The organism is Streptomyces sp. YS-3, from assembly GCF_045257485.1.
Classification (GTDB): Bacteria; Actinomycetota; Actinomycetes; order Streptomycetales; family Streptomycetaceae; genus Streptomyces.
Genome location: NZ_JBJHPC010000001.1, coordinates 1 through 14,389, shown reverse-complemented (window position 1 = coordinate 14,389; position 14,389 = coordinate 1). Strand labels below are relative to the sequence as shown.

Annotated in this window: 6 protein-coding genes; 4 read left to right on the top strand and 2 right to left on the bottom strand. The window is 69.6% G+C overall.

Translation table 11 applies throughout. From position 1 onward, the window contains the following. The first annotated feature begins 188 nt into the window (after positions 1-188). The 4 genes from ACJA3G_RS00030 to ACJA3G_RS00015 are packed head-to-tail and all read left to right on the top strand — an operon-like array spanning position 189 to position 9,757. Positions 189-1,784: a PD-(D/E)XK nuclease family protein gene (locus ACJA3G_RS00030; RefSeq protein WP_406550729.1), complete on the top strand. Its 1,596-nt coding sequence runs from the start codon at positions 189-191 to the stop codon at positions 1,782-1,784. After that, complete coding sequence (locus tag ACJA3G_RS00025; protein WP_406550728.1) at positions 1,784-2,974, top strand: hypothetical protein; 1,191 nt, start codon at positions 1,784-1,786, stop codon at positions 2,972-2,974. Before ACJA3G_RS00030 ends, ACJA3G_RS00025 begins: the two co-directional genes overlap by 1 nt. Then, positions 2,967-6,620, top strand: a complete 3,654-nt coding sequence (locus tag ACJA3G_RS00020) for a hypothetical protein (RefSeq protein WP_406550727.1) — start codon at positions 2,967-2,969, stop codon at positions 6,618-6,620. Before ACJA3G_RS00025 ends, ACJA3G_RS00020 begins: the two co-directional genes overlap by 8 nt. A 26-nt stretch (positions 6,621-6,646) precedes the next feature. Beyond that, on the top strand, positions 6,647-9,757 hold the full coding sequence (locus ACJA3G_RS00015; RefSeq protein WP_406550726.1) for a pPIWI_RE module domain-containing protein: 3,111 nt from the start codon (positions 6,647-6,649) through the stop codon (positions 9,755-9,757). Positions 9,758-10,573: 816 nt separating this feature from the next. Here the strand turns inward: ACJA3G_RS00015 and ACJA3G_RS00010 are convergent. Together ACJA3G_RS00010 and ACJA3G_RS00005 are read right to left on the bottom strand one after the other, a co-directional pair. After that, a complete protein-coding gene (locus ACJA3G_RS00010; RefSeq protein WP_406550725.1) occupies positions 10,574-14,008 on the bottom strand; it encodes a tetratricopeptide repeat protein in 3,435 nt (1,144 codons plus the stop codon). A gap of 11 nt (positions 14,009-14,019) precedes the next feature. Continuing rightward, the coding region (locus ACJA3G_RS00005) for a hypothetical protein (protein ID WP_406550724.1) at positions 14,020-14,389 on the bottom strand (370 nt) is incomplete at its 5' end.

The following is a 14,389-nucleotide window of genomic DNA, read 5'->3' as shown; positions in this document are numbered from 1 at the left end:
GAACCCGATGCGCCCCTCCGCGGTGCCGCATCGGGCCGTCCTGTCCGAACTGCTTGGAGGAGACCATGAGCAGTGGGCCGCGCCCCGCCGGGACCAGCGGTGACATCAGGCTGGTCCGTACGAACCTCGCTGCGGCGCGCCTGGATCCCCGGGACTGCCCCGCCAAGCGAGCCAGCGACGCCCGGCCGATGCTGATCGCAGATCCCGAACCCCCTCAACTCTCCGAAAACCTACAAGACTTCACGCTTAAGGTCTTCATGGATGCGCTCGACCTGATTGAACACGAGCGCAAGGACCCGGAGTGGGTGATCGGGGAACTCTGGCGAACAAACGGGACCTTCGGGCTCTACCGGCGCCGTGAAGCGCATCCCCTGCTGATGTCCTGGTCAGCCGAGGCGGTCCGTCGCTATCTGGCGGCCAGAGCGGCAGACCAGCAAGCCCGCCAGGCCGCTGGCCTGGTGCTCACGGTCCCGGTCCGGGACGCGTGGGTGGTCGGCACGGACCCGGGCCCGGTCGACTCCCGGGGCGCGGACACCTATGAGATGACCGCTTGGGGACGCCGCTATGCGGCCCTCGACGGCTCCACGAGGGAACTGTGGCTGCTCACCTTCGGCACCGCCAAGAGCGACCGACCCGAAGCGGAAAAGGCCGTAGCCGCATACGTGGCGGCGCGCGGGCGTCCCGCTGTCGGAGGTTGGCGCAAGCGGCACGCTCCGGTCCCCTTCGGCGAACTTCCCCAGCACCGCGCCGCCCTGCCCGAGCACGTCCGGGTCATCGAGTTCGGCTGCGGAGACGGCAAGTGCAACGAGCTGCTCGACTGGAACAGACAGGAAGCGCGTCAGCACTTCACGGCGGCGGGGTGGCCCTCGTTACTCCAGGCAATCGACGGGACCGGGACCCGCCCCGGGTCCGGCTGCATCGACTGCAAGGCGCTGAGCGGCTGCCAGGCCCTCCCGCATAGCCCGGAACTGCTGAGCATTACGCCGCCGAAGCGCCGGCGCCCCCGCCGCAGCGTCTCGGTCAGCGATCTGCGCGCCTATCGGGACTGTCCGGCGAAATATCACGCGACCCGGCAGCTCAAGCTGCGCTCCTCGACGCCCGAGAGCCCAGAAGTCCGGCGCGGCCGTGTGGTCGACGACATTCTGAACCAGCGGCACGCCGGCACGCCCTACCGAAGCTGCGAGACCTTTCCCGGCCCGGCGGACCCGGCCTCCTGGGGAGCCAGCGATCTGCACCTGAGCGGTCAGGAAGCACTCGACGGTGCCGCCATGCTCGAACAGCACGCCTTCTACTGTCCCTTGGACGGCCTCGCCGCCGAAGAAGAGGTGCGGGTGCAGTACCAAGCGGTCTGCTATGACCCCGGACTCGATCTCGTGCTGATAGCCACCCCCGATCTGCTACACACCCGCCGCGGGGGCTGGATCTGGCGGGAGACCAAGACCGCGAGCAGATACCTCTATGAGGGTGAGCCGCTGTTGAAGCTCTACCCCCAGCTGGCGCTCGGCGTACTGATGCTGGCCGCGGGCGTCTTGGGCGGAGACACGGCGCGCTCCCGGGTGGAGCTCGAACTGCTGCACACCGACGACGTGACCTTTGAGGAACTCGACCCCTCACACCCGGGGACCGTCGATGAAGCGCGAGAAGTGATCACGCAACTCGCCCAGCCCTGGGCCTGGGACCAGGACTACCCAACCGCTCCAGGCCGGCACTGCGACAGCTGCGAGGCCCTCGAATGGTGCCGCGCGGGCATCGAACACCTCGCCCCGACAAGGCAGGATTCCTGATGGCCACCGTCTTTGACGCCCACGCCGCCCAGCGCGGAGACTGGCTCGACTTCCCCGACGTACGCCTCGTCCGTACGCTGGCCGGCGCCGTCATCCAGCTCGCCGACCTCGGCCCGCTCTCCTCCTTCAAACTGCCCTACCCGGCCGAAGCCCAGCGAGCCCTCGACCGGACCGTCCTGGCCTGCCTCCTCAGGGGCGTCGAGGAGATCCCGAAAAGTCTGCCGGAACTGCTCTTTTGGTGCCACAGCCGCCCCCTGGAGGACTGGCCCCTGGACCTGCCGCCAGACGCTTTCGGACCGGACGACTACCTGGTGGACCCCGAGGCACGGGTTCCCACCCAGCTCTGTCACGAGTGGTGGATCAGAGGCAAGGACGCCGGCGCCGCACACTTCGACCGCGAGGTCATTCACACGGCCATGCGCCTGTGCCGCAAGGCGTCATCACCCGAGTCCTACGTCGCTTTCCGCAGGCTCCTGGTCGAACGGCCAGTACTCACCGGAGTGGAACGGTTCGAGACCGAGACCGACCTGTCCCTCGCCCCCGTACAAGAACTGCTGGACCAGTGCTACGCCCCGGTCCCGGCCTCCTACGAATTCCAGGGCGGCTACCTCACCTGCGGCCGCTGCCTGACCTTGCTCACGCCGCTCCTCGACGGCGCGTGGTGGTGCGAGAGAGACCGGTGCCGACGCCGGGGCGCACCGCCGCGTGGACGGACCCTGACCGGAGCCGACGTGGCCGGGCTACTGCAACTCGTGCGGCCGCTACGGCAGTTTGTCACCGGACCCGGACGCGCCGAGGTCGAGCTGGAAGCCCGACTGCGCACGCTGGGGCTCGAGGTCCAGCTCTGGCCCGGCTTCGACGCCTACGACTTGCGTGTGACCTTCCCTGACGGGCACATCTGGGCCATCGACGTCAAGGACTGGAGGCATCCCGGGCTGCTTGGCCGGTCCGCAAAACCCGTTCGCCCAGAGCCGCCCTACGACGAAGCGTGCTGGGTGGTTCCCCGCGAACAGGCCGAAGCCCACCGCGATTACCTCGGCACGTACCGCCGCAACCGCCCCGCCTCCGCCGCGGGCCTGCCCCTGCTCACCGACGACCGGCTCGTCGCCCTCGCGACTGCCCGCCTCCGCGGGGCAGGCGGCCCCCTCCTGACGGACTCCGCACCGACGAACGGATCCCCGAGTGCGTAACAGCAGCGAGTGGTACCAGAAACTCGCCAAAGCCCTGGAGCCCGTCTGGCCCCAAGAACACCAGGACGTAAACCCCTCACTGCTCTGCCAGGTGGAGCTTGGCCTCTACCTCATGGAGAGTCTCGACCCGTCCGGCGACGCCCACGGTGTCTACACCCTCCTGGGCGGCTACCCCTTTGCCGCGGCCGCGGGCATCGCCACCACACCGGCACAGAGTGCCCGGCTGGATGTGGCGCGTCACCTGCTGTGGAAGCTGCGTCGCCGCCGTATGTGGCACCAGTGCCTGGAGACGTACGTCCAGCTGCCCGAACGGCTCCGGGGCTACCGGCTGCCCGAGGGAGGAGGACCGGCGCGGCGCGTCGAACCCACCATCGCCGCAGACCGCTTCGACAGGTTCGAGCATGCGCTGTCCCGGCTTCCGCACTTCGACCAACGGCAACTGCCGCCCGCCCCGGCGGGTCAGGCCCGTTTCACCGAGCGGCACCGGCCAGCCTCCGTGACCATCCCCGAACAGCTGTGTTTCCCGCCTGCGACCAGCCACGACCTCAGTCAGGTCCCGCACACCGCAGGCCGTCCCCTGGACATCCCGCTGGCCGAACTCGGCGAGACCGCCAGCTGGATGGAGGAATCCGAGACGGCCCGCGGCCTTACCTCCGGCCATTGGGTGCGACGACTGGAGGACCTGCAACTCGACGCCCTGTCCGCCGACGGGCAGCGCTTTGAGAAGACCACGGTTCTCCGCATGGACCGCCTGCTCCATCTGGTTGGCATGGTGGGCGCGGGCAAGAGCACCCTGATGAACCTCATCGCCGTCTGGGGCGCACGCAAAGGGCTCCGCACCACTCTGGTCGTCGGTGACGTCGCCGAACAGCTCACCCTGGTCGGCCAGTTCCGCGACCTGGACCTGCAGTCCGCTCCCGTCATCGGCGGCACCACCCGCGAACAGCACGCATCCCGGCTGCACCGCCGCCTTGCCGCGCGCGGCCAAGCCTCCCTCCTCCAGCACGATGATCCAGCCTTCGACGACCTGAGCTCGGTGTGCATCCTTGACGCACAGCGCGGACTGGAAGCAGCCGAACCCCTGCGCTACGTCGACGCCCCCTGCACGGAACTGCGCCCGGTAAAGAAGCCTGGTCCCACCACTGTCGGGGAGATCCCGCTGCCCGTATACCGGCACGACCTGCCCGAGGCGCCCGCGGAAAGCGAGATGTCGCGGTCCGACCACGGCTGTCCGGTGTGGAGCGTCTGCCCCCGCCATGCCCCCGACCGGGAGCTGGTCGATGCTCTGATCTGGGTGGCCAACCCGGCCAGCCTCCTGCAGAGTGCTGTCCCCAACCACCTCAATGCCGAACGCCTCAGGCACCTTGAACTGGCCTGCCTGCGCAGCGACATCATCATCGTCGACGAGGCGGACCGCGTACAGATGCAGCTCGACACCGCCTTCGCCCCGTCTGCGACGCTGATCGTGCGCGGCCCGGATTCCTGGCTCGACCGCCTCGGCATCCACAAGATCGATGAACTGGCCCGGCAAGGCCGCCTGCCCCTCTCGGCACGCGATGTCGAACGCTGGTCGGCCTCCCTGGACCTGGTCCACATCGCCGCCAACCGCCTCTACCGCCGACTGATCACCGACCACGACCTTCGCCGCTGGGCGGACATCGAATACTTCAGCGCCTGGACGCTCCAGGAGAAACTCGTCAACGAGTGGTACCCCCGTCCGCGCGTCACCGCTCTCCTCCCCGACGAGACCTTCTCCGACGCCGAGGTGTACGACTCCAACGACGAGGCCGACGGCGACGCACCCCTGCCGCGGACCCCGGACACAGATCCCTGGGATATCCGGCGCAACGAAGTTACCAAGGCGTTCGACGCCTTCCGCGATGACCCGCTCGGCGATCGCGGCCCGCACAACGACCTCACCGACGCCCTGATTCGCAGTGCCGGAGCTCTCCTGCACCACCTCGACCAGACAGCGACCAGCCAACGTGTCCGCTCCGTGCTCGATACCCTGCTCACCGGGTCCCCGCTGCTGGATGGTTCCCTGCGCCAGAAGCCACCCGGCCCGGGGAAACCCGACCGGGATCCCGTGGACATCTGGGGGAGCGAGCCCTGGCTGGAACGAGAAGCCCGGCGTCTCGAGTTCACTCTGGTACTGGCCGCCCTGCATCAGCGTCTCGAACGCGTCACCTTCTTGTGGCCGCAGGCCGAGGCGGCTCTGCATCTGGACACCGCCGACAACGAACTCTCCCGCAGACCGCCCCTCGACTATGCGCCGGTGGTGCCGGAAGCCCCGATGGGTAACGTCCTTGGATTCCAGTACCTGCCCGAAGATCCGGAGCGCGGCCCGGACGGCGACGAACACCGCAGCGGTACCCTGCGCTTCTTCCGCTGTGCCGGCGTCGGCCGCGAGCTCTTGCTCCACCTGCCCGCGCTGGGCGCCGACCCTGCAGCAGGCCGTCCCGGACCGCACGTCCTGCTCATGTCCGGCACCAGCTGGGCCGGGACATCGACCCGCGCACACATCACGGCCCCGGTCACAGCGATCCTCAAACCCCACCAGGCCGCCATCGACTCCATCCGGCAAACCCTGTTCACCACGCTGTTCCTCTACGACGGCGAAGGAACCCCGCTCACCCTCTCCGGAGCCCGACTCGATACCCGTGAACGGATCCTGGCCCAGATGGTCACCCAGCTCGGCAAGTCGGCCCCAGGCAGCACCTCGCTCCTCGACCAGGAACTACGGCAGATCGAGGACGGAGAACGCCGACGCGCCCTCCTCCTGGTCGGCAGTTACCAGGACGCCCGGATCGCCGCCGACCTCCTGGAACGCATGCCGCGCTGGCGCGGAAAGGTCCGCGTCCTCGCGTCCGACAAGGCAGAGCTCGACCACGCCGGCCCCAGAGACACCGCCACGGGAGACTTCACCGGCGCCTCCGCCGTACGCCGCGGCGACCTCGCAGCCTTCGCCAAGGACGAAGACGCCGAAGTCCTGGTCGCCCCCCTGATGGCAATCGAGCGCGGCCACAACATCCTCAACCAGAGCCACAAAGCCGCCTTCGGGACCGTTCTTTTCCTCGCCCGTCCCCACCCGCGCCCCGACGACCTCTCGCTGGCCGTCTTCGCCATCAACGACTGGGTCACCAGGTTTGTCCGCAACCAGCCGGATGCGGAGGCGGGAACCTTCGGCAAACTCGTGGCCGACGCAGCGGACATGGACACCGCGGGGCTCGCCTTCCGCCTCGCGGCTCGCAAGGAGTGGCGCCGCCTGCTGTCGCGACGCTACATCTACTCCCAGCTCAACGACGCGGAGAAGACCTCCTTCGCCTGGGATCAGCTGGTCACCATCTGGCAGGTCATCGGCCGACTGGTGCGCGGCGGAGTGCCCGCGCGGGTGGTATTCGTCGACGCGGCCTTCGCCCCTGCACTCGCCGAGGCCGGTGCCCCGCCCGCCGCAGCGACCCGCAGCGGACGCCGACGCAACGACCACGGCCTGCTCATCAAGCTCCGCGACGTCCTCGCGCCCTACTTCGACGACGACATCACACCCGAGTCGTTTGCCGACCCCGCCGACCCCGCCCTGGTTCGCACGCTCTACCACCCCCTCTACGACGCCCTGTGCGGCCTGATCACCCGAACTGACCGCTGAGCCACAGCAAGGAGACAGCAAAGACCATGGCCGCCAAGTACCGCGACACCAGTCGGGCCGCCTACGTTCTGAAGCCGAACACCGCCCCCTGGACCACCCGTTACCGGGCACTGCCCTTTGCCGAGCAGTGGCACGAAAGCGTTCTGGACCTCTGTAACCTAGGCCGTCCCCCCGAGGCCGAGCCCTACCGCGCTGCGCCCGTCGCCCGATTCAACGGAGTTCTGCAGAGCCTCGCCCCCGACCTGGTCGTCCGCGGCCGTCCCCGCGATCCGCAGCAACTGGCCGAGGACTTCTGGCTCTACACCCCCTCCGACGCCCCCCACCCGCTTCCCGGCGACACCCTGCACCGGCTGAGCGGCGCCTGGCTTCAAGACCTCCGCCCCGAACCCGCACATCACCGGGCAGTCCTGGACACCCACACGGCGCTGCGCTCCTGCCCACCACAGTGGCAGGACGTCACCGTCGACCTCCTCGGCTGCTCCACGACCGACGGCGGAACCGCGGCTCCGCGCGACCGGCAATACCAACTCGCAACCGATGCCCTGGCCCGGCGCATCCTCGCCCTGGGACCCTACGAACACAGCGCCGGCAGCCTGCACTTCCGGGCCGTGCCACGCGGCCCGCGCCAGCAGGGAGCGGAACTCCTCTCACAGCCTCTCTCGCACGTGGTCAAGGGGCGCGAGTGGTGGTTCTCCATCGTGATCAACATTTCGCTACACACCGTCCCCTTCGACCCTCGACCCCGTCTCCACCTGCACACCGGAGTACGCCGCTGGGCAACTCGCCTCGACGCGAGGAAACAGCGCCTGCGGCTGCCGTACGGCCGCGACACCTCGGTCTACCTGCTGCCCGGCATCCCCTGGCTCCCCGGAGCACCCACCAGCGAGCGGTACGCCGTGGCCCGGCTGACCTGGGACCGCGGCACCGAGGGCTATGCCTGGAAGAACAACGGCCCCGCCCAGATCCTCGGCAGGCTGGCACTCAACCGCCTCTTCCCCGACCCCGCCAGCCTGCTTGCCACACCCGAGGAGTGGATCGGCGACGGGGACGGCACCCGCGCCGCCGTCGTCCACAGCACGCACATGGGTGCTCACGGCATCGGTGCTGGCCTCATGTCGCACCAGCGTTCACAGATCGTCCAGTGGGCCGAACAGGCGTTGCCCGAGCAGCTACGCCGGGTTCCCTCCCTCAGCCGGGCGAGCGCCGGCAGCAGCGCCCCCGCCAATGCCCGGCCCAAGCCCAAGGCGGCGGAGAAGGAAGCGGAGGCGCAACGCGAAGCCCGCGCCCGCCGGACCGCACTCGCGGTGGCAGCCAGGATCAACCAGGGACAGGACCCCGTCGAGGCCATCAAGGGGACGGGAGCCGGGTGCCTCGTCGAAGCCAGACTGCTGTGGCAGAGCCCGTCGTTCCGGGATGCGGCCATCGAGGCCCTCGCCGACGTCCTCGGGCTGGACGGCGACGGCAGCCGCCCGGAGTCAGCCACTGCCGAGAACGCATACGAGCGGGCCGTACCCGGAAGCCCCGTCACTCTCGAATGGAAAGCCCCGGAACTCACCCTCCGCCTCCGCTGTCTGCGCACCACCGAGGGAATCACCGACACCCTGGGCATCGACCCCGCAGCGCGGCCCAGGGGCAAAGCCCTGGAGGCCGGTATCAACGCCCGGCGGAAGGCTGCCGCCGCATTCATGGCAGACGACGGAGCTGACCTGCTTCACCCTAGCTTCGCCCTCGTGGAGATCGACCGCCGCCAGGACTTCGCCCACCGTCTGGATGACCCCAAGTACGCGCTACGGCTGGGCTGTGCGGACGCGGGCGTCCTGACGCAATTCGCGCTCGTCCCCACGAAGGCCAAGGGCTACAACAGCGAGAAGAACCTCTCTCACCGGGTCCATTCGGGCTGGGAGGACGCTCTGCGCCAGTACGGTGTCCGTGTCCTACCCGAGCACACGCTCGGCGAAGCCATCCCCAAGGACCTGCGCTACGTCGCCACGTACATGGTCAAGCGGCGCAAGGACGGCCCCACCCGACTGCCCCGCCACACCCCGGTGGCCGTCATGGTCACACCCCTGGCACTGGGCAGCGGCCTGGCGGCCATCACTGGCTGGGACGAGCGGACGGGACGCTGGATTCCCTACCCCCAGTTCCTGCTCGCCCTGGTCAAGACAGCCGAAATCCCGGAGGTCAGCGAACCCACCGAGACCGAGTCCGCGACGCCCACGGACACCGAAGCCGCCTTCGTACCGCGGCAGCGTTCGAAGTACCGTGTCTGGCAGCAGAACATGGATGAACAGCGCAGGGCGACTGCCCGATACCTCCAGAGAATGGTCCGTTCTCTTCGCGGCCGACCCACCGCCCTGCTGACCCATTCGCAGAATAGTCGGCTGCACTGGCCCTGGCTCCAGGACGGCCGAACCGAACGGGATCTGATCAAGACAGGGCACGCGCAGCCTGTGGGACTCGACCCCGATCTCCGGTTGATTCGCGTACGTACGGCGGCAGGGCGGGAGACCCCGCAATGGTGGGGCAACGCCTCTCCCGGCGAAGTCAACGGCCTGCCCCAGGGACTGTGGGTGGAGGACGAAGACGCCGCACGCTCCTCCGGCCGGATCTTCTACAGCACCACACCCAAAGCGAGCACCTTCCGAGACTCCGCCGTCGAGGCTGACAAAATCGCGCCGCGGCCGCTGCGTCAGGGACCCAACAAGGGCAAACCCACCATCGATACACACATCCCGGCCTGGAACCCGGGGCTGGTGGAGATTGCAGTCCTGGGCTGCCACGAGGATGCCGGCGACTCAGCCGAAGCACTCGCTCTGGCTGTGCACCAGTTGCGCCAAGCCCCCGACTACCTGGACGCACTCTCCCTGCCCCTGCCCCTGCACCTGGCGAGCCTCGCCCAGCACTACGTACTGCCAACGGTCGCCGAGGCAGAGGCGGGTGAGGCTGAGGAATCCTCCCTTGAGGAGCTGGCCACCGCCGAGGTGGTGGGCAACGTCAATGGGCAGCGCGTAGCGGCGGCGCTGGGCGTGATTGAGGAAGGCGCGGACACCGAGCTAGCAGACTTGGACCCGGAATACGCAGAGGAACCCGGCCTCGCGCAAGCACCGGAGGACGAACAGATCGCCTTGTTCCCCTGAGAGGTGTGGGGGCGCTGGCACCCCCAACCGGCTCTGCCGTAGTTCCGCGGGGTCGCATTCCATGAACGGCGATCATGCTTCCCTGCATCCGTGATGCACGGCCGGTCTCCTTGGAGGAGGCACCGTCGGTATCGGCGGCCTCGATCTCCGGCTTGCGGGCGGGAAGCCGGGAACCGGGCGTCGGCAAGCGCCGTGATGCCGATGACTTCACGGGCAGCGGATCGGACGGTATATACCGCTCTTGCCGCAGCGGTGGCCTCCGCGCGGTGCGTTGGTTGCCTCGCCTGGCAGCGTCTTGGAGCGCTGCCTCTGGGACGGGGGCCGGTGAAGGTGACGTGCTCGGGGCTGTCGGCTGGATGGAGCTGGTAACGGGTGGCGGTTTTTGGGGGAAGGGAACGTTATGCACGCGATGTCCAGGGGGGAGGGCTGCTCTCGGGCAGTCCCCGCTCACTGCTGTTGCTTCCGGCGGGGTTGTCGTCCTTTCGTCTTCTCTGCTGGCATGACCGCAGCCGTTTACGTGAAGCGGCAGGCACAGTAGGCGATTGCGTGGGGTGGCTCCTTCAGGCCCCCAAGCGTGTCACTCGGCGAGCTCCAAGGCCCTCTTGTAGTCAGCGATGGCGAGGACAGCCAGACTGCTGCTAGAGCGCAGGCTCGTTTGCAGTTCAATGCGCACACGGCGCCGGTCGCACTCGGTGACGAGGAGGCGCTCGAAGGGATCGTCTGACCTGGCGGTCTGCCACCCTGGGCCGCGCGGTGACGGCCCTCGGTATCAGTGGAGCCAGCAACTCCCGGCCTTGTCGCTGAGTTGACGGGATATCACCCCACCGTGATCCACGACCTGATGATCTTTGGAGGCGGACCCTGGCCTTCCGTGGGCACGAGGTCCGTCAGGAGGGGCAGATGCTCCGGCACCACACCGGCGATCTCCTCAGGCACATGCTCCCACGGGACGCAGCACAGCGCCTCGACCATCACGAGGCGCCCCTGCGGGCAGGGGCCGAGCGACTGGGCGATCGCTGCGAGCGCCTTGCCGCGGTGATCGGGCATGGTGAGGGCGTCAGCCAGGGCACGGGCCGCCGGGCGGGCACCCGCCCTGCTGAGCGCCTTGACGACGGCTGGCGTGGCCGCCTCGCGAAGGACAGGGGTGCTGATCTCCTCCAGCAGCGCGGCGGCACGGGCGACGTTCCCCGTGGCTGCGGCGCCCGCCGCGAGGTAGCCGAGGGCGTGCTCGTCTCTTTGCCAGTCGGTGATCTGCTCCGCTACGGCCAGATCACCCGCGTCCACGAGCTTTTTCACGACACCAGTGAGGATCTCGTTGACCGCGTGGTCCGGCAGACCGCCCTCCAGCCTGAGCACCGCGTCGATCTCGCCCGTCGCGAGGAGCGCACCGGCAGCGGCGTACGTGTCCCAGCGTCGGCGGGAAGGGCTGTCGGCGGTGCCTGCCAGGCCCAGGATCTCCTGAGCCAACTCTGCCGCTTCCTCCGGTTTCCCGATGCGGCCGAATGCCTCGGCCACCCGTTTCAGGCCCTCGGCGTGCTCGGCACGATCCGCCAGGGTCCGGCTTTCGTGGATTACGCGGCGCAGAAGTTCGTCCGCCTCTGCGGGGCGACCCGTGTGGTGCAGGCCCTCGGCTACCTCCGCGAGGTTGAGAACGCGTGCGTAATCGGCGGACGCGTCGGCGGCCTGTTCGGCGCGGTGGATGAGTCGGGCCGCGTCGCCCCAGTGCCCGTACCGATGAGCCGCGACGGCCAGCTTGATGAGGGTGTGCACCCTGGGCACTCGGCCCCTCCGCGCCATGTTCGTCGCCCGCTCGACCACGGCGTGGGCACGTTCCTCTTGGCCCGCCCGCAGCAGGAAGTCGGCGGTGTCGGCCGACAGCGCCACCTGCCAGTAGAGGTAGGGCACCTCGTCGGTGGCGTCGCGGGCTTGCCGGGCCAGGCGCAGCGTCCGCGCCGGGTCACGGGACCCTGCCGTCATCCTGCCGACGGCGTTGAGGACGCGCGCCCGATAGATGGGTTCCGTGATCCGCTCGGCCAGCTTCAGGGCTCGGTCGAGGCCGCCGGCTTCCGCGGCCGCAATGCCGATCTCGACCAGGCCGTCCTCCGGATCGTTCAGGAAACGGCTGACTAAGTCGATCGCCTGCTGTTGGTGCCCGGTCGCCTCGAGGCTCGCAGCGACGTGGGGATAGACCCAGTCCACGCCGTCGGGGTCGTCGATGTCCGCCGCCAGCCGGGCCGACGCCACGGCGAACTTGGCGGCCTGCGCGGCGAGCCCCGGCGCCGTGGACATCCCCTGGGCGAACAGGGCGAGGCACTGCGCACGCCGGACCGCGTCACCGGAGTCGGTTGGACGGGACACGACCCACTCCACCAACGCCAGCGCCCGGCGATGCTCGCCGAGCCGGGAGAGCGCGGCGGCCAGCGAGGCGCCCAAGGCACTCCGGGAGACGGTGTTGGGCACCGCCATGACCGCGTCGACGGCTTCCAGCACCCAAGAATCCACATCGGTGCCCCGGGCCCTGGCCTCCTCCTGGGCCGCTGCGGCGCTCCTCGACACCCCGGCCAGAGCCCCGACGGCGGCGACGAAAGCTTCTGCCCTGCACTCCGGGTCGCTGATGTGGCGGGCCGTTCGCATGGCCTCAGCGGGCCGGCCGGAGCCCGCCAGGCCCTTGGCGATCGCCGACAGGAAGCTGTTCCGATCTTTCGTGCTGTCCGCTCCGTCAAGCAGAGCGGCCGCCTGTTCCGGGCGCGCGGCGGCCAGGGCGCCGGCGATGGCGCTCAGGGCGGCCACCCGGTCCTGCGCGTCGCGCTGCGACTCGGCCAGATGAACGGCACGCGCCGGGTGCCCGCACCGGGCCCATAGGGCGATCAGGGCGGGGGACAGGGGCGTCGTCCGGTTGTGCAGCCCGTCCCGCGAGGCAGCGAGCCGCAGGGCCACGGACACGTCCTGATCGCCGCGGCGCCCGGCGTCTGCGAGTACCAGGTCGAACGCGGCCGACACCGCGCTGAGCGCCTCCAGGTCCGCCTCGGATGCCCGCCACAGCCGCTCCTGACGCCGGGTATCGCAGGCCAGCGCCACCAGCCTGGAAGTGTCCCCCTGTTCGCGCAGCAATTGGGTGTAGCCGCTCAGCAGGTACTCGGGTGTCCCATCCGGCCACCCAGCGTGCCGGTAGGCATCCGCCCACCGGTACAGACGGCTGTGGTGGGCGGCCAGCTCCTGGTCCGTGACCAGCTCTGCCGCGGCGCGTCGGATCTCCTCGTGCGTGAAGAGAAAGACGGGTGGACCGGCGGACGTCCAGTGCCCGGAGCGTTGGCGGAAGCTGCGGCCGTTCACCGTGGACAGCTCGCGCTCGACCAGCCGCGCCAGGCTCCCGGTCAGCTCCGCGAAGTCAGGCGCGCTCAGCCCACCTCCGGCTGCGACGGTCAGAGCGACCAAGTCCCAGCCCAGCCCCCCGCCGTCTCGCAGTCGCAGCAAGTCCTCCTCCGCGTCCCAGCGCGCCGCGCGGGCGCGCGGGGACGGCTCCAGCCGGTGGTCGATCCGCGTGGTACGCAGGGGATGGTCCGCAGGCACGTCCCCCGGTACCGGCGGATGCGGACGGCCAGCGACGACGATTCGCATGCCGTGCGTCGGAACGCGGGGCAATAGCGCCGCGATGCTGTGGCCGTCGGCACCGGCGATCACGCCGCGGTCCTCGTCCAACCCGTCCACCACGAGCACGAGCCGCCGGCCGCGCGCCGCGCACCCCTGTGCGGCGCGGTGCAGCGCGAGCAGCATCTGCTCGCTGCGCGTGGCGGGGGTACTCAGCGGCTCCTCCTCGCCCAGCAAGGCGTACACCTGCCGCTGGACGACCTCGCAGAACGCCGCGGCGTCGTTCTGCGAGGTCATGCGGGAGGTGATGAAGAACGACACGACATCGACGCCAGGTGGAGGATGCAGGACGAAGTGCGCCAGTAGGGCCGACTTTCCTGCCCACGCCGGGGCCACCCAGCGCCAGTAGCTGGCACCGTGACGGTCTGCGGGGACATCGTGCGCGCAGAAGGCGACGAGTTGTGCGAGTTCGCTCTCGCGCCCCTGGAAGTCGGAGGCCGCGAGGGCCTGTTCCACCTGCAGGAGGTAGCCGGAGACGGGGGCGCGCCCCGCGAACACCTGCACGGAGCTGTCAATCATCACGCCGCTGTTGGCAAAGGCCCCGGCTCCCTCGGCGGATGATCCGCCCGACTTGCGCACCGCGGCGCGGCTGCGGAAGAACATCGGATGCGCCGCTACTCCTGCTGCCGGTAACCGGTGTTCGCGCTGCCGCCGTCCGCCCGTGCGTCACCGGTCTCCCCGACGGAGACCGCACCGGCGGACGAAGAGGCGACGGCACCCGTGTTGGCGTTCCCGCCGCCGGTGGCCGTGGCACGCCCGGTCCTGCACACCTGTACGGACGTGCTCCCGGACGGGGCCAGCAGCGCCCAGACGCCGACCCCCAGGGCGGCCACGCCGACCACCGCCGAGACCACCCCGGCCACCTGGTTCGCTCGGTCCCAGCTCAGCAGCGACAGCGCACCGGCGAAGACCGCGAGGACCAGCACCGTCGTGACCAGGACGGCGCGCCGGTCACCACCCCGCACAGGCACCCTCTCATCCACC